Source organism: Spirosoma litoris, assembly GCF_054776755.1.
The window spans coordinates 1-21801 of record NZ_BAAHBI010000017.1 but is presented as its reverse complement, the minus strand read 5'-3'; the positions used below and the strand labels follow the sequence as shown (position 1 = coordinate 21801).

Sequence of the window (21801 nt, the reverse complement as noted above, 5' to 3'; positions counted from 1 at the left end):
GGTATGGATATTTTGAAGCCCCTTCTCATTCTTCTTTTTCTGAGCCTACAGGCGAATGGCCAGGTTTCATTTGAACACCTGACTACGGCTGACGGGCTGTCGCAGAGTACGGTATGGGCTATTGTGCAGGATAAAAAAGGATTTGTTTGGATGGCTACGTCCGATGGGCTTAATCGCTACGACGGATATAGCTTTAAAGTCTTTCGCCGCCAGCCGGGGCAGAAAAATAGTTTACCCATCAGCAACATCGCAGCACTTTATGCTGATCAGCAAAACACCATTTGGGTAGGGCCGCGCAACAACGGCCTGTGTCGGTTAAGGCCCGACGGCGAAACATTCGACCATTTTCCGTTACAGACGCCAGGAGCCTCAGGCGGGCAGGTCAGTATTTCCTGTTTTGCGGAAGCCCATAATCGACTCTGGATCGGTACGGCCGAAAATGGGCTGTTCTATTATGAGTATACGACGCAAAAAATTGGTCGTTATACGGATTCACGCATTGGCACGTCAGTCACAGCCTTATATCGGGATAAAACCGGATTGCTGTGGATCGGTACAGCCAAAGGAACGTTGCTGGCCTTCACACCCGAAACAGGTAAATTGACGACCTATGCCATTCCGTTTACAGCCGATATAGCCGCTCATCACCGATCAATCAGTGTCATCAAAAAAGACTATCTGGGACGATTCTGGGTGGGGACCAGTGGACGTGGACTTTTCCAGTTTGAGCCAGAATCAAAACAGTTTAGGCAGGAATTAATCAAGCCTGGTGTGTATGAAACGGTAAATGTCATCACGGATATTATCGACGACAAATCAGGTAACATGTGGGTATTGACCGATTATGGAGCCTGGTTCTATCCGCAGGGTAATTCCGCCAGGAAAGTCTATCTATTGCCCAACAGCGAGGACAGCCACAGTCTGAGCACGCATGCCTTAAAACGGGGACTTTGCGATGCGGATGGGAATCTCTGGATTGGCTCGTGGCAGGGTGGGATTAACATTCACTACGCCCAGCCTGAGCGATTTAACTCGTTTCGGCATGAACCCCACAATCCGCAAAGCTTGCTGGCCGACCGGGTCACGGCTGTTACGTATGACCGGCGGGGTAATCTATGGGCAAGCTCCATCAAAGGATTAACGGCTCTCTCTCCGAACCGGCAGCAATTTCATCGGTTTACATCGGCCAACTCACCGTTAAAGGCGAATGACATTAACCTGTTGTTTCGAACGCCAACGGGCAATATACTGATCAGTACCTGGACGGCCGGATTTTCCCTGTATAATCCTGATCTGGATCGGTTTACTCCATTCTTATTGCCAGGTAAAAGTAAGTCGGTGAAGGCGTTTGCCAGTTCGCCATCAGGTCGTATCTGGATCGGGAGCCATGAGCGGGAGCTGTATCTGTTCGACGAGAAATCAGGGCAGATGGAAGCGGTCAGAACGGAGGAGTTAACCCAACTCTTTCAAAAATTCGATCTCAACGTATTATTCGAAGATGCGTCGGGCAATTTGTGGATTGGCACCTACAACTCCGGTTTGCTACGCTGGAATCAGCGAACGGGTCAGATTCGCTATTTTGCCAGTAGCGACAAACCAGGAGCGCTGGGGAGTAACAGCATCACAGCGCTTTACGAAGACAGGCAAAAACGGCTCTGGGTGGGCACTAGCGGCAGCGGACTTCAGTTGTTCGACGCCCGTACCGAAACGTTTCGTTCGTGGACAACCAAAGACGGGCTGGCAAACAACTTTATCGCAGGAATTATTGAAGACGACCAGCACAACCTGTGGTTGTCAACGAACGGCGGTATTTCGTGCTTCAATCCGACGACCTATGTGATCGAAAATTATGACCAGAGTGACGGGCTCATTGGCAAAGAGTTTCTACCTAATGCCTGTACGCAGCTTCCCTCGGGGGAGTTGGCATTTGGCAATATGCAGGGGTTAGTCGTTTTTAATCCAGAGCGCGTGCGATCGAAAACAACACCTCCTGATGTTTATCTGTCTGACTTAAAGCTTTTTAATCGTCCCGTCAATCTAGCCGATAGCGAGGCACCGACGCACCTGGATATGACCGATGTGACGAAACTGGTTTTCCAACCTTTTCAGTCGGTTTTTACCATCGATTTTACGGCTTTATCCTTTCTGCCGCACCGTAACATTCGGTACGCGTATCAACTCGTTGGCTTTGATGACGATTGGAGCTATGTTGGTTCACAACGATCGGCTACCTACACGAATCTGCGCGAAGGTACTTATCAATTTTTAGTCAAAGCTGCCATTGGCAACAGCGCGTGGAGCCAGCCTAAAGCCGTGCAGATAACGGTGCTGCCTCCATGGTATCGGACGTGGTGGGCTTATTTGCTGTACGGACTGCTTTTAGTGAGCGCACTCCTTACGTTCCGGCGAATTGTCAGGATTCGGGAGCAATTGAAAGCCGATATACGGATCAAACAACTGGAAGCCGAGTCGATAAAAGCGCTCGATGATGCCAAAACCAGTTTCTTTACCAATATCTCGCATGAGTTCCGAACACCGTTGACACTCATTCTGACGCCTTTAGACAAACTCGTTTCGGAGCCTTCCTTTGGTGGTCGGCTTCAGCACCAGTTCCAGACCATCCAGCGAAACGCTCAGCGGCTGCTACGCCTGATTAACCAGTTGCTAGACCTATCGAAGCTGGAAAGTCAGAGCTTAGTACCCGACATCAGCCGTAATGATATTGTATCGTTTGTTGACCGTATCGTTCATTACTTCGATGAGCTGGCTGAAAGCAAACGAATTACGCTGACCTTTCGAAGCAATTACGATGCATTCGATGGTTTTTTTGATGCTGATATTGTCGAGAAAGCCATTTATAATCTGCTCTCGAATGCGTTCAAGTTTACGCCCCCGACTGGAGAAGTTCGGGTGAATCTGATGCTGGTGCCAGACCAAAAAAAGGTACGAATCTCCGTTGCCGATACGGGTATTGGTATTTCGCCGGAAGCGCAGGGACATATTTTTGAGCGGTTTTATCAGGTGGCCGAACAGCATACGCAAAAGAAATCAGGCAGTGGCATTGGGTTGGCCCTCACCCGCGAACTGGTCGAATTGCATAAAGGAAGTATTACGGTTGAAAGTGCAGAAAACGTGGGTACTTCCTTCACTCTTACGTTGCCGCTCGATGCGCAGGTCTTTCCTGCCGAGTGGCTTTCGCAATCGCCGGAGGTACTGACAGAAACTGCACTGCCATTACTGCCCGTCATCCTACCCGAACAGGCTACTACGCTACCAGCCAAAGCGCTGCCAATTTTGCTGGTGGTTGAAGACAATGAGGAACTTCGCCAATATTTGAAGGAAAGCTTTTCGGGAGCCTATCACGTCCTGACCGCAGCCAACGGCCAGCAAGCCGTTTCGCTGGCTCAGAAGCACATTCCTGACCTGATTTTGTCCGACTGGCTCATGCCAGAGATGGATGGTACCGAACTTTGTGAGGCAATCCGGTCTAACGAGAAAACAAGTCATATTCCGTTTCTGCTGCTGACGTCGAGGGCGGCTAATCAGAGTCAGATTACAGCCTTCGGTACAGGCATTGACGATTACATGACCAAGCCCTTTAACCTGTCGATTCTGGAAACCAAAGTCAAAAGCTTGATTCAGAACCGACAGTTGCTACGTGAAAAATGGCAGAAAAAGTTATTGGCTTCGCCGTCTGATGTCCAACTGCCACCAATGGAAGAACTGTTTGTTCAGAAAGCCGTATCCATCCTTGAAGCCCACATCGACGATGCTCATTTTGATGTGGAACAATTGGAAGAAGCCATGAATATGAGTCGGATGCAATTGTATCGTAAGCTAAAGAGCGTCCTCAACCTGTCGGGCGCTGAGTTTATCCGGCAGGTGAGGCTGAAACGGGCTCTTCAATTGCTTGAAAGTGGCCACTACAACGTATCGGAAGTTGCCTGGAAAGTAGGTTTCAACGATCCCGCCTACTTTAGCCGCTGTTTTAAAAAAGAGTTTGGCAAAGCTCCGCAGGAGTATTTGACCAAGGCATGAGCATTTATTTGAGACGATAGCTCAAAGGCTGAATTGTACTGAGCTGATCACTTCAGCGTTGACAGGTAAGCGACCAGATCGACAAGTTCCTGTTTCGAGAGCGCTTCGCCAAAAGAAGGCATCATCGACTGGGAGGCTTTTGTTTTTGACTGAATGTCGGCTTTCCGCAGCGTTTGTTTAACCCCTCCCGGCAATTTCAGGATTACTTCATCGCTCGATTCGCTGTCCAGAAGCCCCATTAACTGACTACCATCGCGGGTATGAATTTGATAGGTTTCGTATCCGTAATTAATGCCTTCGTCGGGGTAGAGAATGGCGCGAAATAGCCCTTCTTTGGAGAGTTTTGCGCCAATTTTCGACAGTTCGGGGCCGAATAAAGCCCCTGTCTGCTGCACCCGATGACAGGGTTGGCAATTCTGTGCAAAAATTGTTTTTCCTCGGCTCGTCAGACCGCTTTCGTACACAAGTAAATAGACAGGTGGCAATGGTTCACCGTTTTTTCCGGCAGGTTTGGGCAGATAGTCAGCCGCTTCACGTTTGATCTCGTTCCGAAAAGCACCGAATAAGACGCTGCTGGCCGTTGGTTTCAGTACATCAGGAAATATTTTTTTCTTGACCTCATCCAGCAAGGCGCGTTCGCCCACCCAACTACTACCCAGTAAGCGGGTGGCTGTTTTTCGCAGTTCGACCGGGCGCGAATCATCGAGCATGACCCCACTGAGCAGGGCCAGTGCATCGGGACTTCCGTTTCCTTTGAGTGCCGTCATGATCGCTTCTGCGGTTTTATCGTCTTGCAGTTGCTGTCGAATAAATTCTTTTTCTCCGAATCGCCAGAGAAGTTGCATCGCTTCAATGCCAACCTGTCGGGTGGCGCAGCAACGTACCAGATTAAGCAATTGTTCTCGTTTATCCGTCAGGCGAAACTTTTCAACTAGATGAACATAGCTCTCCGGTTGACCAGCCGTGGTCAGGGCTGTTTCGAGGGCCCGGTTCAACGTTTCGTTACGTATCAGACTGCTTCCGTCCATGTGCTCCAGGGCTAATCGCTGAATATCAGGACGTGGGTCGTTTAACAAGGAAACCAATATGTCGTTTTTACCAGCCGACGGGTGAAAATCAAAGGCTCGAAAATACCGTAGCGTAGCATTCACTTCGGGCGTTTGTCGGATCAGTTGACCAAGTAGGGGCAGGGCTTTGGCCGAACGAATTCGCCAAACAATATCGCGCCCGGCGGGTGTATTCCAGTTGGTGCCTACTTTTTGTTGCCAGGTATCGAAACAGGCATCGGCATTAAGATCGGAGCCGATCCCGAGCGCTTCCAGGTACCAGCGGTCGTTGCCCGTATGCTGTACGGCCAACGTTGCCCACGACTCAGCCGCTTCGGATGTTTTAAGAAAGCGGAGCGCGATGGCCCACTCCCGGCGGACTTCGGGAGCCGGATCGCTCGCCAACGGAGCACACAGAGCAAACGGGAAAGTCGGCTGTTGTCGGGCCGCTCGTAAAGCAGTCATGCGTAGGTCAGGGTTCGGGTCATGAAGTGCTTGTTTCAGGTAAGATGTGCCGGTTGCTGATAATTGAGCCAGCAACCACAACGCCCTTGCTCGCCAGACCGGATTAGCCGACTGATATACTTTCAGCAAATTACCTTCGGCTTTGCTGCCCATTTTTTGAAGGCTGGCCCAGGCTTTCCGACGGGTGGCCCAGTTCGGATTTTTCAAGGCTTCCGTAGCGGCTTCAGGTGTATCGAAGCGGAGCGTTGGTACATGATACGCAGCCTTATCCCCGTAGCTTACTCGATAAATCCTGCCTTTAGTTGCATCGGCAGCCGTTCCACCACCGATACCCGGATCGTACCAGTCGGCCACCATGACCGAACCATCGGGAGCCACGCTGACATCGACCGGACGAAACCACTGCTGGCTGCTTTTCAATACAGTATGAATACTGGCTTTATAGCCAGCACCCTGCTTTTGTGTTGTGTAGGATCGCACAACGTTGTATAACGCTTCGGCATGCAAGAGTTGATTTTGATAGAGAGCCGGAAACAGCTTGCCTTCGTAGACGCACAAGCCCGCTGGAGAACCTGCACCCGTAATGAGCATCGTCGGAATAACGCCGGGGTCGTTCTGATGCCAGTGCCGTTCGGGAATGGTTTTCTCCAGATTGGTGCGCGAGGTTGTCCAGGCTGCTCCAGTCATTTCGTCGGCGAAACCGTAATTCCCGTACTCCATCACGTAGTCGATCCGAACGGATTCGTTGCCATCGTCATCATTGTCGGATACCCAGAGATTACCGAACGAATCCAGCGTGGGTTCGTAATGGTTTCGAAAGTTGTGGGCAATGGTTTCCAGGTGGCTGCCATCGGGATTGCATCGTAGGATCAGGCCATTACGGTAGGGGTTCCCTTTGCCATTTATGAGATTCCCAGCTACATCGCGTATTGGTTTCCCGAATCGGTCACGCACCTCACCACCGTTGTTACCCATCGAGAAATACAGCTTGCCATCGGGTCCCCAGAAAGGCGCGTGAATACCATGATCACGGGTTCCAAACCCTGAAAACAACGTATCAATGCGGTCGGCGTGGTCGTCGTGATTGGTATCGAAGAGAACCAGCAAGTTTGGGCCTTGCGCCAGATAGATTCGGTCTTCGGCCAGGGCCAGACCCATTGGGGCTTTCATGCCCGGATGTTCAAAAAAAACGGTCCGTTTATCGGCTTTGCCATCGCCATTAACGTCGTCCAGAATTACAACCTTATCACCTTTTTTGTCGAATTCAGCGGGGGCTACGTCGTAGTTATGGGATTCAGTCACCCAGACCCGTCCGCGCTCATCCACGTCCATATTGGTCGGATTCGTTACCATAGGTTCAGCGGCAAATTGCTGAACCATAAATCCTTTGGGCACCTGCATCGTGGCCAGCGCGGCTCGTGGGTCGTGTGGGTCAGGTAATACGCTGATGAACCCACTGGCCATGATTATAGCTACGACAAGACTCGTCAATATTCCTCGTTTCATACCCCTTCTTTTACCAACCTGATGCTTCGTTCCTCAGTCTGACAAAACAGTTTCTTTATTTCAATACTACTTCACCCGTTTGGGCATCTAACAGTAAGGTTGATCCACGTTCCAGCGGAAGGGTCACCAATTTTCCACTTCTGAGCCGAAGCGTTCGTGTGCCACCATCTTTGGTATGCAGCAGGAGCAACCCTGAATTGGCGTAGGTGAAATCGTTCCGTTCATTATAAATGTGGCAACCGGCCTGCCGGAATAGTTCGCGAAAGCCATCGGTTCCGTTAAGCGGGAGCCCACAGAAAATGGATGTAAACTCTTTCGTTTTCTTACGGGCCATAATCACCTGTTTGCTCCCCTGCAACTCAGCCAGCGATTCGGCTGTTTTATCGCTTACACCCACGAGCGGCTCTACGGGTCCGCTGAATTTGTAGTCGTAAGCAGGTTTGAAGAACGTAACGCCTGGGGTCTGCTTCCCGTCGATACGTTCCAGATTCATGCCGGTCAGCGATTTGACAAAGGATAAATCGAGCCGTTCGCCGTTCGTATAACCCGTCAGGTAATTCCAGACGATGGTACGGCCCTCTTTGGCTACCTTGTTCTGAATGAAGGCTCGCTGCGCATCCGTCAGTTTATAGACATTCATAAAAACTACAGCTTTATACTGGGCCAGATTGACCCGGTTCAGGTCGAAATCGTAGACATGGTCGCCGACCGCACCGGAGCGCATGGCCTGCTCGATGGAATGATCCAGTACGTTGACCGTGATGGGCAATGGGGCTGATTTCAGGTAATAAAACACATCCTGACTCCAGACATACAGCACATCCGCTTCCGAATGATACGGAACAGTCAGGCGCTTTTCGAACAGTTCTTTTTCAGCCTTCATGGCCGCCAGATACTTCGGATCGTCCCACCAGCCGAAGCCTTTCTGCGGGCCAAAATCATAGAACCAGAAACCAATACCCCGCATCAGGGGTAAGAGCGCACACCGTTTCATGATGTTCGCATACGTCGTGTCGTAGCGAGACGTATAGCGGATATTTTCAAAATCGTTTTTAAACAGATAGCCGTTGTCGATTTCGTCGAACCAGAGTTTGCCGTGCAGCAAGGTCGATTCGATGATCCCGCGCGAATTGCCGGAACCGCCCGCCTTGCGACTATCGGACCAATACGTCTGGGGTGCCGACAGATAATCGATGTACGGGCTATCGAGCACCTGCTGAATAAACAGGTGACCGCCAACGGTTTGCCGATTGAATGTCATGTGCAGGTAGCCATAGAAAATACCCGTAACAAGCGGTCGAGGCCAGTTTTCCTTCGCTAACCGACAGAAATAAATGGCATCGTCGGCTACGACCTGCTGCTGGGCAGTAAAGTAATCGATGGTGCGTTGGTCCTGAACAGGATCTTTGAAAAAACCGTCCTGCGTTTTGAGTCGTTCCGCTACGTTCGGCACGGTTGCATTGTCGAACGTAACGCTTGTGGATTGCCAGGCTTTCTGAAGTGCCGATACCGTTTTGTATTTGGTTCGAAGCCAGTTGCGGAAGTAGCTCGTCATGGCCGGGCCTGTATCCGGGTCATGCTCAATAAAGCCCCAATAATGCCATTCGCCATAAATGCCGCCCGCTACATGCAGGCCAATCAGGGCGTTACCCTCTGGCGTTTTCGAAAGTTTCTGGCACAACTCAACGAGTTTCTGACCAGACTCCTGCCGCCAGCGAGTCGATGCCAGACTTGCCCGTAAAGCCGCATGAATGTCGTGTTCTTCATTGTGGTACGGAGGACCAGCCCGCAAGGTGGTATCCACGGGTGTATCGGCGAATTGCGTGCATTCTTCTGGGTGCGCCTTATTCCACCAAAAGGGCGCGTTGACGTGAATACGGAGCACGACACCCGCATCGGGGCATTGGTCGAGTACTCCGCGAATTTGTCGCTGTGCCTTCCGAATGTCGAGCGTATCGATGTTTTTAGCCCAGATGTCTTCGAACCATAAATCGACCTGAAACAGCCGAAACCCAATCTGACAAAAATTATGCAGGTTTCGGGCGGGCACTTCCTCCCACGACCAGCGTCCGCCGTAGGCATGGGTGAGCGCGTAAAACGTTGGTGTTTGCGGGTTCCCGTTTACAAACAAGGTGGGTCGACCATTAAACGACTTTATCTCTGCCGATTTAGGCGATTGGGCCAGTAGTGATTGACAGCAAAAAAGTAAACAAAGGATATAAATGTCCTTTACGCGCCATTGTCGACCTCTGTAGATTGTCATTTCGTTTTGGTTTTGAGCCAATCCATCAATTGTTCCTGATACTCGCCGAGGTAACTGTGTTCGACTCCCTCAATTTCTTTCCACCACAGTTTTACCCCCGCCTTCAGAAAATCATCTTTGAGTTTACGATTCTCGGCGTTCAGCCACTCTTTTTCGCCCCAAACCATCCAGACCGGCATATCTTTAAATTTGGCGGCTTCCTCATAGGTCACGTTTTTGCCCAGTGCTGCTGAATACAGCCCAACGGCCGCCCAGCGAGCCATTGTTTTCTGAGCAATGCGGAACGTACCACCGCCCCCCATCGAGAATCCATATAGGTATTGCCGTTTCGGGTCGGTCTTGAACTGACTATCGAAATCCTGTAGGCACTCAAAAATATCGGTCTCGGCTATGTCGCGATAGCCTTTGTCGCCCCGTCCCCAGGGAAGAATCATAAAGCCTTCCCGGCGGCTCATCTGGGCGGTCGCCCCCGCAGGTTTTGGCTGTAAATAATCGTAGAGCATATGCCAGGGCGGATTGTTGGTGCCGCCACCACTTCCGTGCAGTTCTACATAAAAAGGGAAACCAGTTTTCTTAGCCCCAAAACCATTTGGCAGAAACAACCAGTAATAGCTATTTTTTCCATCGGCTTTCGATTTGAAAGCCATAATGAGGGGCGGGTTCCTTGTAAATACGTTTCCCACTTCGCGCCCTCGCCCTGAAAAAAGGTCAGGGTCCCCACGGCGGCCTTAACGTGTTTGTCATCAGGACGCAGCCCGTGCGTTGAGTCTAAGCTCATCTGTATAACTGACTCGAAGTGGCGTTTCAACAGTGGATTTTTCTCACTTGCGGCTAACGTCCGCAGGTAAGCAACCAATTGCTGTATTTCAGCCCGATCACTGGCCAGTGGTAGTCTAGGCGTTTCGCTGACACTGCCTGTAGCGGCCGATTGCGCATGCCCAGCGAGGCACGTAACGGCCATAATGAGCAGCAGAGCGTATTTTTTGACGACAAAAGCGAACGTATTCATTCGATGTAGTAAATTCCGGTTGCAAACAACGCGTCTTGTAGGGTTTGTTTATCCTGCCTTATCCTGACAGTCGACAAAGCAGGACAATGCCTCGTTGGAAATTGATTTTCTTGCCCACCATTCGTGTATTGTCCTGTCAAGAACTATGAAATCGTTTTCTAAAGTCCTTCTACTTACTGCCTTATCTGTTCATAGCCTGTCTGTAAGTTTCTGCCAACCGCAAACCCAGCTTGGGGAAGGCACGGGTGAGTATGGACAATTTTTTGCCAGCCTTAAAACGCAGTTAATCCATACGGAATACCGAAAAACGGTCCGGTTTGGCGGGAAGGAACGCAAGCAGTTTGTGCAGTGGATACGCGACAATGTGCATGTGATGAAGGCGATGAAATATCTGGAACCGGACATCAGCAGTTTCTGGCAATTCTTTATGGAAAACCAGACTCGTGAGGGCCTATATTACGACTACTATTATCCCATGGTGGCCCGCGAAAGTCACCGCATGAATCTGTTCGACAGACGATACTGGAAGATCATTGCGCGAGATACCATTCAAATGCACCGCCTGCCGGTGGAAGCTGATCTGGAATACCTGATGGTCGAAGGCGGGCACTACATCTGGCAGGCTACCGGCGACACGGCTTACATACACCAATGGATTAGCAAGCTGGAAAAAGGGCTGATGTATGACATGACCGATCCATTGCGCTGGTCGAAGAAATACCAGTTGATGAAACGCGGCTATACGCTCGATACCTGGGATTTTATGCAACTACCCACCACTCGGGCCGAATATGTTCGGCAGGGGAACGATGTACAGACCGGTATTTTTGACATCGACGAGAAAACGCCCATGGGAATCATGCATGGTGATAACAGCGGTCTATATGCGGCCTGTCGGCAACTGGCCCAACTGTATGCTGTTTTGGGAAATTCAGCCAAAGCCTCCCACTGGAACGAGCAGGCGGACGGGATTCGGAAACGAACGAATGAGCTTTGCTGGAATGGCCGTTTTTATGCCCATTTCGTTCCCGATGATCCAACACCGGCCTACCTTAACATGGATCAGAAGAATACGCTGAGTCTGTCGAATCCTTACGATATAAACCGGGGCTTGCCGACTGAATCCATGGCCGAGTCGATCATTCAGACTTACCTCAGTTTGAAGGGTAAAAATGTAGAAAATGCCTTTGCCGAATGGTTTGGCGTTTATCCGCCCGTTGAACCAAGTTACGCCGATTATCTGCCGGGATCGTATATGAATGGCGGAGTGAATACCATTGTGGGAGGGGAGTTGGCAAAAGCCGCTTTTCAGCACGGCTACGAAACGTACGGGGTGGATATCCTGAATCGGATGATACAGCTGAACGAAAAGCATGGTGGCAAACTACCCGTTTCCTACAAGCCCGACGGCACCGTAGATGCTGGCATTCCGGACAACTGGGGCCAGGCTGCTGTGATGAGTGCGATGGTAGAAGGGCTGGCCGGTGTAGTCGATAAGGGGGCGTTGTTCGAACAAGTTGAATTGACCCCGCGATGGCTGGCCGCTGGAAAAAATGACGCATCTGTCACCATCGCTTATGGCCCTTCCGGCAAATCCGTCAGTTATGTTTACCAGCATACTCCCAAAGCGAAGACCATTACACTTTCGATCAAAGGGGATCCTAAACAGTACACTGTTCGTCAGCTTTTACCTGCTGGCAAGCAGGTTAAGGGCCTTACCGTTGATGGGAAAAGAGTAACGGCTACGGTTGAAAAAGTGTTAACCAGTCAGTATGTGGTTGTTCCGACTATATCCGGTAGCGACCATCGGATTGAACTAACGTATCGATAGGCCGCTGTCTTGTCCTGGTTTTAAGCGGAGGGTTTTCTGAACAGTAGTCGGGTAGGAGGGAAGGGGCTGGAAACGATCCTTTTTGCGTTCAATAAACCCGTTCAATTTAATGGTTCACCATTTTTAGCCAAGGTTTGGTTTTTGTGAACGGATGACCGCCATCTGCATACCTTGCTTATGCAGCCTGGTCGCTACTCCTTCATCCTTTATTGAGTAACTTCGCCGATGGGAAATCGTATTTGTTACGATCCCATTTTACTCAAAAAGATGTCTTCGCTTTCCCGTTAAATGGATCAATTAGTTTCTGAAGTTCGGCAGATTATTCATCAATCAAAAGATAGCGCGGCTCGCTCTATCAATCATGCATTAGCCCTTATGTACTGGCATATTGGCCGGGTTATTGTCGAGGATGAGCAGCAAGGGCAAGACCGGGGCACGTATGGTAAAGGGTTGATTAAGAACCTCTCAAGTCAATTAGTTACCGAATATGGTGAGAACTTTTCTAGCCGAAATCTCCAGTTAAGTCGACAGTTTTACCTTACTTATCTAATTGTGAACTCACTGAGTTCACAATTGACTTGGACGAAAGTACACCCCCGAATTCAAGGCTGACGTGCTCCGCTTAGTTGCCAACGGGGAGTCCATTCTCGCTGTAGCTAGAAAAATGGGGATTAGTGATAGCATCATCCATGCCTGGCGGGCGGCTGATAAAAAGAACAAAGGGGGTGAAAAATCAACATCTACTTTGGAAGAAGAGGTTGAATCGCTTCGTCGGCAACTCCGTCAAACGGAGTTAGAACGCGATATTTTAAAAAAAGCTGTCGCCATTTTCAGCCGCATGACCTGAGACTAATTTACGAGTTCATCAAACAGGAAGAGCCACACTTTGCAGTCAGATTACTTTGTAATACACTGGAAGTCAGTAAAAGTAGCTACTATGAATATCGAGCAGGCGTAACCTTTCCATAGCCAAACAGCAAATGGCCAGTAATGTCCAAGAAGTCTTCTGGGAAAATCGACGACGCTACGGTAGTCGGCGAGTTCAGAAGGCACTCCAAGAGCAAGGTATTAAAGTAGGTCGGTACCAAGTTAGACGACTCATGCAATTGCAAAACTGGCGGGCCATCCAGCCACGCAGTTTTGTGCCGCGTACCACGGACTCCAGCCACGGACTACGGGCTTGTCCTAATCTATTGCTCGAACTGGGCCAACCAGTCAGGCCTGATCAGGCTTGGGTAAGCGACATCACTTACCTGCCATTGGTAGGGGGTAGTTGGGCTTACTTAGCCAGTTGGCTAGAGTGGCCCGCCACCGCGGTTGTTCTCGCGCCGGATCGTTGGCTGGTGTGTCGATTTAACAATGGAAGAGAGTCTGATTATCAGGGCTTTTGATCAGGCAATAAGGTTGCGACGACCACAGCTAGGTTTGATTGCTCATTCAGACCAAGGCGGTCAGTATTTTGGTAAAACCTTTCGGGCACGACTTGAGAAATGGAATGGGGCCGCCCGTGCGGTGTCGGCAGAGTATGGCAGAGAAAGAAAATCCTTACCAGAACGCTCACGCTGAGTCTTTATGGAGCCGATTAAAGGCAGAACTTCTGGAAGAGGGGTGTTTCGAAAACATACAAGATGCTAATAGTGAGCTACTTAACTATATGGGAGGCTACTACTACATTCGGCGCATACACTCCTCTTTAGGATACCTATCACCGATCAACTTTGAAAAACAGTATTACCAAGCTAATTTCACTCATAACTCTCAATCACAAGTGTCCGGCTAAACCGACCCACCTCAGTATGCTTTAGTGTTGAAGTAATGAGCATATTATATACTTTAGAGTGAAATTTGTTTGGTATGCGTACCCTCTTTTTTAGTCTCTTACTAGTTCTGTTTAGTTATTCTGAGTTTGTATTTGCTCAACAAAAGGGTTGGCAGGAGTTGACTATTTCCGAGGGGTTGTCGCAGGGGATGGTTTTTGATCTAGCACAGGACCAGAAAGGGTTCATGTGGATAGCGACCAAAGATGGCCTGAATCGCTACGATGGGTACAATTTTAAAGTATTTACCCACGACCCCTACAACCCGTATAGCATTTCCGATAATGCCTGCTCGGCTTTATTAATCGATCATCATAATCGGCTCTGGATTGGTACCCTCAATAACGGCCTTAATCTGTACGACGAGCGTACGCAGCGGTTTTTCCATATCGCTATCCGGGATCAAAAAGTGCCCGGTGGTGCCAGTTATGAAATCCGAATAATGACCGAAGATCCCGAAGGGAATATCTGGATAGGCACCGGAACAGGCCAACCCATCAAAATAACGTTGCCGGCTTCTCTTCAGCAGGGCTTTCCTGACCAGCCCGATTTTACGGATCAGATTCAGCTTACTCAGCTCCAGCTTACCACCAAGGTATACAACAGCCTTAACCTGGATTTCAGCTTTAAACCCAATGGCGAAGGCCTTACTGGCCTTAACAACGGCATTTACGCGTTCAATTGGAAAAACCAATTGGGCTTACCAAACTTAACCTGTTTCAGCAGGATTCCGCCAACATTTTCGACTTCTATCACGATGTCCGGCAGGATTTTCTGGTCATCAGCACCAGTCATCATCTCAAATGCTTGTATAAGGGGGTTCAGAAAACGATTGATCTCCCCCTCAGTAGCGGTCAGGGCGTAAAAATTAAACCGATCGATGCCAACACGATTGCGCTTTCAGTAGCGAGTCATCTCTGGCTCTTTTCACCTGCCGACCTTTTTCGCCAGGACAGCCTGACCACACGGAACGCTTTTTTGACCTTTCCTCCAAATTTGTACGCCATTACGAAGCTGTTACGCGATAAAACGGGCAACATTTGGGTAGGAACCAGTGGTTATGGCCTCCGCAAGTTCAATCCACGCGTCAACCAGTTCCTGTCGTACCTGCCCCGAACCTCGCTGTCGCAGCTTATCGTCGACCGGCAGGGGCGCACCTATGGACGCAATCAGGATGCCTATGGGCTCATTGACCGGCAATCGGATCGATTATTGCCCTTTCTGGATAATAAACTGCCCGAAGCCGATCGAAGGCAATCCTACATCATGCAGGACCACCAGGGCTTTTTCTGGGTATCGCATACCAATTTTCAAACCCACAAGCCAGCCCTCCTCAAGTTTTCCGACAACTGGAACCTCCTCAAGAAGTATCCGTTACCGGCCGGAATTGATTTTGGTTACTGGGCGAACCAAATGCTGGAAGCCCCCGACGGTAAATTGTGGATGGGCGCCATGAAAGGAAAACTACTGTGCTTTGATCCCAAAGCCGAAACGTTCAAGGTTTTCAGCTACTTATCGGGCAGCAACCACGAAACCGAAACCTATGCCCTGTTTCGCGAGCCCAATGGCACCTTCTGGATCGGTACGCAACAGGGGCTGATTAAAGCCGAGCATCTGCCCACAAAACCTACCTATACCCACTACAAAAACTCAACCACCAACCAGCAAAGTCTGAGTAATGATTTTGTATCAAGTCTGGCTAATGACCCGAATGAGCCTGCCCGGTATTTATGGGTTGGCACCAAAGGCGGAGGACTCGAGCGGCTCGATAAGCAAACCGGCCAGTTTACGCATTTTACCGAAGCCCAGGGCTTACCCAACAAAGTGGTGTATGGTATCTTGAACGATGACCGCAAAAATCTATGGCTCAGTACCAACAAAGGACTATCGCGATTCAATCCCCAAACCCTGGCGTTTCGAAATTATACCAAGGCCGATGGCTTGCAGGATGATGAATTTAATACCAGTTCATTTTTCAGAAGCGCAACGGGAGAATTGCTGTTCGGTGGGGTAAATGGCTTAACTCGCTTTCGTCCGTCGGACCTGCAAGGGCGTGGCAACCAGCGAACTAAACTGACGATTATCGGCCTGAACGTGAATAATAAGGTAGTAGCAGCAGGCGATCCCTCGTCGATCTTGTCGGAGAGTATTGAGTACACGCACGAACTGGACCTGAAACATGACCAGAATCTGTTGACGTTCGAGTTTGCCGTAATGGATTATACCAACGTGGGGAAAAATCGATTCCGATACCGGCTCGACGGTATAGACCATGAGTGGGTGGAAGCCGGAACCAATCGGTTTGCCAACTATGCCCAGTTGCCGGATGGAAACTACACGCTGACCGTAATGGGCTCCACAGACGGTGAAGTCTGGAGCGATCCGGTGACCTTGCCAATTCGCATACACCCCCCGTTTTACCGGACGTGGTGGGCGTATCTGAGTTATATGATCCTGCTGACCATTGTTTTCTGGCAGCTTTATCGGTTTCAGCGACAACGCCTGCTGCTCCATCAGCAGTTGCTTTATGAGCAGCAGGAGGCCAGCCGACTGGCCGAACTGGATACCCTGAAAACCCAGTTCTTTACCAATATTTCCCACGAAATCCGAACCCCCTTAACCTTAATTGTTGGGCCTCTCGAACAAATGGCTAAGGAGTTTAGCTTCGATACCCGGTTTTCGCTGCTAAAACGAAACGCTACCCGGTTATTGGGTTTGATTAATCAGTTGCTGGATTTAAGTAAGTTGGAAGCCGGGCAATTAAAACCAGAGCTGGTTTCGGGCGATGTAGCAACCTTTCTGCGGTTTATGGCCAGTTCATTTACTTCGTTAGCCGAGAGTCGCCAGATTGAGTTTGTGTTTCGGCAGGAGGTAGAAAACTATTGGGCCTGGTACGATCAGGATAAACTGGAAAAAATTGTCACCAATATGTTGTCGAACGCCTTCAAGTTTACGCCATCAGGGGGGCATGTTTTGATGGCGGTGGCCTATCAACACGGTGGAGTCTCTATTTCGGTCAAGGATACAGGCATTGGCATTGCGTGGGAGAAATTGTCTCGCATTTTCGATCGGTTCTATCAGGTCGATGGTCAGGTGAATCGCTCGTACGAAGGCACGGGCATCGGCCTATCGCTGGTCAAAGAACTGGTAAAGGTGCTGGGCGGCACTATTTCGGTCGACAGTACGGAAGGAGTGGGCACGACGTTCCGAATGGAGTTACCGCTAAAACCGATTGATGCATCGGAGTTTAGACAACTATCAGATAGCCAGAAAGAAGCTGATTTTCGGCAGCGTGCAGTGAACGCATACGATCAACCGACAGATGGCGCAGAACCGGAGAATAACGTCAGACTAGCTCCGCAGGGTGATGTGAAACAGGGACTGGAAAGTAAGCAGACGGCAGCATCGGAACCCGTTCTGCTGATTATCGACGACAACCCCGACATTCGTACCTATGTGCGTGGGATTTTCGAGCAGGATTACCAGATTCTGGAAGCGGGCGATGGGCAGCAGGGGCTCGATATGGCTACGGAATCGATTCCTGATCTGGTAATTTGTGATCTGATGATGCCCCGGCTGGATGGCTTTGGCTTTTGCCGGGCCTTGAAATCACAGACAGCAACCAGCCACATTCCAGTGATCATGCTGACGGCCAAAGCGACTATCGAAGATCGCATCGAAGGCTTTGAGCTAGGAGCCGACGAATACCTGACCAAACCCTTCAATCAGGTCGAAATTCAGGTACGTGTCCGAAACCTGCTTCGGCAACGCGAACGACTGGAACAGTACTTTCAGGAGCGACTGGGATTGACGCCCACTGTAGCTCGGGTGAATGACGAACGGGTCAGAAAGGAAGACGCTTTTTTACAGAGTGTTCAGGCTATTGTGGAAGCCCAGTTGACCGACCAGAATTTCGATGTTGAACAACTCTGCGAACGGCTGAATCTGAGTCAGCGCCAATTGGTACGCAAGCTGAAAGCCCTAACAGGTCAAACGGCCGTAGAGTTTATCCGAAACTATCGATTAGAGCGGGCGGCCAAGCTGATTAAGGAGGGCCGACTGAGTGTTTCCGAAGCCGCTTATCAGGTCGGTTTTGAAAGCCTTTCCTACTTTACCCGAAGCTTTCAGGAGAAATTTGGTGTACTACCCTCTGCCTATGTCGACGATCAGGCTAAGACCTGATAAGGCGCTATTTTTGGTTTTTTCGTTTCATTCAGGCCCCAAATGGGGCCTATTTTTTTGTGATATAGGGTAGAATGTCCAAAATGAGCAAAAGAATGTCGAAAATGGATTAATAGCGAAGGTGGGATAGACGGGAGTTTTGAGGTAGTCTAAATGGGCTACAACCAGCACAAGCCTCTGATCCGTTTATGAACCGTTTCTACTCACAACAAACCCATTGGGTTGGCCTTTTTCGGGCCAGATTTTTTTTCTCAAACCAACCGGACACTACCTGCCAGGTGGCTATCTGGTACTCCTTTGGAGCCACTTGCCAGCGAGTTTTCTGGCAAGTGGCGTTTCTGCTTTTATTATCAAAACCGTTACTGGCACAGAACTGGAACCAGATTATTAAAACGGCGGCATCGGACCGACGAGTACTTACATCCTTAGGTCGGTCGGCTGGTGATAATTTTGGCTATTCGATCGCTATTGATGGCGACTATGCCGTGGTAGGAGCGCTCGGGGATGATGAAGATGCAATGGGGGGCAATCCGATTAGTAATGCGGGATCGGCCCTGGTGTTTAAACGGACGAATGGTATCTGGTCCCAGATTAAAAAGCTGGTAGCCACTGACCGGGGAGATGGAGATGCCTTTGGCGTTTCGGTGGCCATCAGTGGTGGCCTGATTGTGGTAGGTGCTTCTCAGGAAGACCACGATGCTGCGGGGGGTAATTTCCTTAGTGAGGCTGGTTCAGCTTATGTATTCAGCCAGAATCAAGGAGGAACTGACAACTGGGGGCAGGTTAAAAAACTAGTGGCTGCTGATCGAGGAGCCAATGATCGGTTTGGCAGGTCAGTCTGTATTAGCGAAAGTCTGATTGTGGTAGGTGCCTATCAGGAAGACCAGGATGCAACGGGTGGCAATATGGTGTTCGAAGCGGGTTCGGCTTATGTATTCAGCCAGAACCATGGGGGGGCGGATAACTGGGGGCAGGTTAAAAAGCTGGTCGCTGCCGACAGGGCTACCAATGATTATTTTGGGTACTCGGTGGCTATCAGTGGCAGTACCGTTGTGGTGGGTGCCTATCAGGAGTCTGAAGATGCTGCGGGAAGCAATACGCTCTCGAATGCCGGATCAGCTTATGTATTTAGTCAGAATCAGGGAGGGAGCGATAACTGGGGGCAGGTTAAAAAGTTGGTAGCCACTGATCGGCAAGGTGGGGATAACTTTGGTTTTTCGGTGGCCATTAGCGGTAGCCTTGTAGTGATTGGTGCCATTCTTAACGATGGAGACGCCATGGGGGGAAATACAGTTAGTAATTCGGGGGCGGCCTATGTATTTAGTCAGAATCAGGGGGGCATCGACAACTGGGGGCAGGTCAAAAAACTGATGGCTACTGACCGAACTTCTTTTGGTCTGTTTGGTATTTCGTTGAGTATTAGTGGCAACACCATCGTGGTGGGGGCCTACTGGCAAGATGAAGACGCTGCCGGGGGGAATAGATTGAATGATGCGGGTTCGGCCTATGTATTCAGCCAGAATCAGGGGGGGATGGACAACTGGGGACAAGTCAAAAAACTGGTCGCTGCTGACCTGGCTGCCAGTGATTATTTTGGGTTTTCGGTGTCCATCAGTGGTGGTACCATCGTGGTGGGGGCCTATCTGGAAGATGAAGATGTAGCGGGAGGCAATACGGTGAGTAATGCGGGCTCGGCCTATGTATTCAGCCAGAACCAGGGGGGGACTGACAACTGGGGACAGGTACAGAAAGTAATCCTGAATGATTATTTTGGTACTATGGCCTATGGCTATCGAGTCGCCATCGATGGCGATTATGCGGTAGTGGGGGCTTATCAGGATTATATGGATGCCAGCAGTGGGCAGCCTTTACTCAATGCAGGCTCGGCCTATGTGCTCAAACGCCAGAATGGCACCTGGACCCAGATCAAAAAGCTGGTAGCTGCTGACCGGGACGCCAATGATTTTTTTGGCGGTGCAGTAGCCATCAGCGGCAATAACATTGTGGTGGGTGCCTACGGGGAGGATGAAGATGCTGCGGGAGGGAATACACTGAGCGGTGCGGGTTCGGCCTATGTGTTCAGCCAGAACCAGGGCGGTACTGACAATTGGGGACAGGTCAAAAAGCTAGTGGCTTCGGACCGGGCTGCCAATGACCTGTTTGGTTTTTCGGTGGCCATCAGCGGCAGTCTGATTGTGGTAGGCGATAGTGGGGCCGATCTGGACGCTACAGGAGGCAACACGCTGAGCGGTGCGGGTTCGGCCTATGTATTCAGCCAGAATCAGGGCGGCACTGACAATTGGGGTCAGGTTAAAAAACTAGTAGCTTCGGATCGGGCCATTAATGATCAGTTTGGGGTTGCGGTGGCCATCAGTGGAAGTCTGATTGTGGTGGGGGCCAATCAGGAAGACCAGGATGCTACGGGAGATAATACGCTTAGTAATTCGGGTTCAGCCTATGTGTTCAGCCAGAACCAGGGGGGAGTCGATAACTGGGGCCAGGTGAAAAAGCTGGTGGCTGCTGACCGGAGAGCCAATGATTATTTTGGTCAGTCAGTGGGCATCAGCGGTAGTACGATTGTGATAGGTGCTTACCAGAACGGCCAGGACGCAGCAGGGGGCAATACGCTCACGGTTGCGGGTGCGGCTTATGTGTTTAGCCAGAACCAGGGCGGTGCTGACAATTGGGGTCAGGTTAAAAAACTGGTGGCTTCGGACCGGGCCATCAATACTTATTTTGGTGTTTCGGTCAATATCAGCGGGGGAACGGTTGTGGTGGGAGCCAATGGAGACTCTAAAGATGCAGCGGGAGGCAATTCACTCAGTAATTCGGGTTCGGCCTATGTATTCAATCGAAATCAGGGAGGAACCGATAACTGGGGGCAGGTCAAAAAGCTGGTGGCTGCTGATCGGGGATTGGGTGATCAGTTTGGGCGCTCAGTGGCCATCAGTGAAGATCAAATTGTGGTGGGAGCCTACCAGGACGATAAAGATGCTACCGGAGCCAATACACTTACCAATGCGGGTTCTGCCTATTTCTTCGCGTTTACCGGAATTAGTCTTTCGGGCTTTATCGCCAGTCCGGCCACTATTTGTGTGGGGAGTGGGACCAGCTTCTCCGCCAGCATCGGCAACCTGACGGGTAGCTACAATTACACCCTCACCAACGGCAGCAGCACCACCAGCGGTACGTCCAGTTCTTCCGCCCTGAGTCTGTCCCTGACCGCTACTGGCAGCGGTACCCAGACTTTTACCCTGATCGTCAGTACCTACGGTATTTCCAGCGCAGTCACTACATCCCTAATGATCAGTGCAGAGCCGAATCTTTCGGCGGGAGCGACCTTACCTCAGGCCAATGTGGGGGTGACCGTCAGCCTATCAGCCACTGGAGCCACCTCCTACCAGTGGAGCGCCCCTTCGACGGTCTTGCTGACCAGCCCCACCACCGGCTCGGCCCTGTCGGCCAGCCTGACCACGGCCGGGGTGCAGACCTTTACCCTGGTGGGCACGACCGGAATTTGTTCCCAGAGTGCGCTGGTGAGTGTGACAGCCCTGGCCGGTCCCGATCTGTCGCCCATCATCCTAATGCCGGAGGGTAACTTCGCGGCCGGAGAGACCAAGGGGTTGCTGATGAAACTCCAGGAG

The 21801-nt window shown here is 50.5% G+C and carries 14 protein-coding genes; 10 read left to right on the top strand and 4 right to left on the bottom strand.

Annotation, left to right across the window (positions count from 1 at the left end):
* Positions 1–3: 3 nt before the first annotated feature.
* Entirely contained in the window at positions 4–4038 is a 4035-nt protein-coding gene (locus ACYVGR_RS12025) for a two-component regulator propeller domain-containing protein (RefSeq protein WP_460956837.1), read from the top strand.
* 47 nt (positions 4039–4085) lie between these two features.
* On the opposite strand, the gene ACYVGR_RS12020 is transcribed toward ACYVGR_RS12025, so the two are convergent.
* From ACYVGR_RS12020 to ACYVGR_RS12005, 4 genes are read right to left on the bottom strand one after another with little or no spacing between them, the layout of a single operon-like run.
* Positions 4086–7055: a PVC-type heme-binding CxxCH protein gene (locus tag ACYVGR_RS12020; RefSeq protein ID WP_460956835.1), complete on the bottom strand. Its 2970-nt coding sequence runs from the start codon at positions 7053–7055 to the stop codon at positions 4086–4088.
* A gap of 55 nt (positions 7056–7110) precedes the next feature.
* Positions 7111–9318, bottom strand: a complete 2208-nt coding sequence (locus tag ACYVGR_RS12015; RefSeq protein ID WP_460956833.1) for an alpha-amylase family protein — start codon at positions 9316–9318, stop codon at positions 7111–7113.
* The gene (locus ACYVGR_RS12010) at positions 9315–9965 is read right to left on the bottom strand and encodes a dienelactone hydrolase family protein (RefSeq protein WP_460956831.1); all 651 of its coding nucleotides are present in this window, start codon (positions 9963–9965) and stop codon (positions 9315–9317) included. The genes ACYVGR_RS12015 and ACYVGR_RS12010 overlap by 4 nt, the downstream gene beginning before the upstream one ends.
* Positions 9866–10327, bottom strand: a complete 462-nt coding sequence (locus ACYVGR_RS12005) for a hypothetical protein (protein ID WP_460956829.1) — start codon at positions 10325–10327, stop codon at positions 9866–9868. The genes ACYVGR_RS12010 and ACYVGR_RS12005 overlap by 100 nt, the downstream gene beginning before the upstream one ends.
* Before the next feature lie 145 nt (positions 10328–10472).
* Between ACYVGR_RS12005 and ACYVGR_RS12000 the strand changes: the two genes are divergently transcribed.
* The 9 genes from ACYVGR_RS12000 to ACYVGR_RS11960 form a co-directional block, all read left to right on the top strand.
* Positions 10473–12158 (top strand): glucosidase family protein, encoded by a 1686-nt coding sequence (locus ACYVGR_RS12000; protein ID WP_460956827.1) that lies wholly within the window; start codon positions 10473–10475, stop codon positions 12156–12158.
* A gap of 288 nt (positions 12159–12446) precedes the next feature.
* Positions 12447–12770: a DUF1016 N-terminal domain-containing protein gene (locus ACYVGR_RS11995; protein ID WP_460956825.1), complete on the top strand. Its 324-nt coding sequence runs from the start codon at positions 12447–12449 to the stop codon at positions 12768–12770.
* Position 12771: 1 nt separating this feature from the next.
* Positions 12772–13005 (top strand): transposase, encoded by a 234-nt coding sequence (locus ACYVGR_RS11990; protein WP_460956823.1) that lies wholly within the window; start codon positions 12772–12774, stop codon positions 13003–13005.
* A 133-nt stretch (positions 13006–13138) separates the two neighbouring features.
* Positions 13139–13549 (top strand): IS3 family transposase, encoded by a 411-nt coding sequence (locus ACYVGR_RS11985; protein ID WP_460956821.1) that lies wholly within the window; start codon positions 13139–13141, stop codon positions 13547–13549.
* The gene (locus ACYVGR_RS11980; protein WP_460956819.1) at positions 13518–13724 is read left to right on the top strand and encodes a hypothetical protein; all 207 of its coding nucleotides are present in this window, start codon (positions 13518–13520) and stop codon (positions 13722–13724) included. Before ACYVGR_RS11985 ends, ACYVGR_RS11980 begins: the two co-directional genes overlap by 32 nt.
* Positions 13654–13938 (top strand): integrase core domain-containing protein, encoded by a 285-nt coding sequence (locus ACYVGR_RS11975; RefSeq protein ID WP_460956899.1) that lies wholly within the window; start codon positions 13654–13656, stop codon positions 13936–13938. The genes ACYVGR_RS11980 and ACYVGR_RS11975 overlap by 71 nt, the downstream gene beginning before the upstream one ends.
* Before the next feature lie 74 nt (positions 13939–14012).
* Positions 14013–14840 (top strand): ligand-binding sensor domain-containing protein, encoded by an 828-nt coding sequence (locus tag ACYVGR_RS11970; protein WP_460956817.1) that lies wholly within the window; start codon positions 14013–14015, stop codon positions 14838–14840.
* Between the two features lie 401 nt (positions 14841–15241).
* Positions 15242–18157, top strand: coding sequence for a hybrid sensor histidine kinase/response regulator transcription factor (locus ACYVGR_RS11965; protein WP_460956897.1), 2916 nt, complete (start codon positions 15242–15244; stop codon positions 18155–18157).
* Positions 18158–18345: 188 nt separating this feature from the next.
* Positions 18346–21801 (top strand): hypothetical protein (locus tag ACYVGR_RS11960; RefSeq protein ID WP_460956815.1); only part of this gene is annotated, 3456 nt, incomplete at its 3' end.

Excerpts from the sequence above, each read along its gene's own strand:
- ACYVGR_RS11970 (WP_460956817.1), top strand. The coding sequence starts at position 14,013 with ATGCGTACCCTCTTTTTTAGTCTCTTACTAGTTCTGTTTAGTTATTCT.
- ACYVGR_RS11985 (WP_460956821.1), top strand. The coding sequence starts at position 13,139 with ATGGCCAGTAATGTCCAAGAAGTCTTCTGGGAAAATCGACGACGCTAC.
- ACYVGR_RS12015 (WP_460956833.1), bottom strand. The coding sequence starts at position 9,318 with ATGACAATCTACAGAGGTCGACAATGGCGCGTAAAGGACATTTATATC.
- ACYVGR_RS12005 (WP_460956829.1), bottom strand. The coding sequence starts at position 10,327 with ATGAATACGTTCGCTTTTGTCGTCAAAAAATACGCTCTGCTGCTCATT.
- ACYVGR_RS12020 (WP_460956835.1), bottom strand. The coding sequence starts at position 7,055 with ATGAAACGAGGAATATTGACGAGTCTTGTCGTAGCTATAATCATGGCC.
- ACYVGR_RS12000 (WP_460956827.1), top strand. The coding sequence starts at position 10,473 with ATGAAATCGTTTTCTAAAGTCCTTCTACTTACTGCCTTATCTGTTCAT.
- ACYVGR_RS11995 (WP_460956825.1), top strand. The coding sequence starts at position 12,447 with ATGGATCAATTAGTTTCTGAAGTTCGGCAGATTATTCATCAATCAAAA.
- ACYVGR_RS12025 (WP_460956837.1), top strand. The coding sequence starts at position 4 with ATGGATATTTTGAAGCCCCTTCTCATTCTTCTTTTTCTGAGCCTACAG.
- ACYVGR_RS11965 (WP_460956897.1), top strand. The coding sequence starts at position 15,242 with ATGCAGGACCACCAGGGCTTTTTCTGGGTATCGCATACCAATTTTCAA.
- ACYVGR_RS11975 (WP_460956899.1), top strand. The coding sequence starts at position 13,654 with ATGGGGCCGCCCGTGCGGTGTCGGCAGAGTATGGCAGAGAAAGAAAAT.
- ACYVGR_RS11980 (WP_460956819.1), top strand. The coding sequence starts at position 13,518 with ATGGAAGAGAGTCTGATTATCAGGGCTTTTGATCAGGCAATAAGGTTG.
- ACYVGR_RS12010 (WP_460956831.1), bottom strand. The coding sequence starts at position 9,965 with ATGGCTTTCAAATCGAAAGCCGATGGAAAAAATAGCTATTACTGGTTG.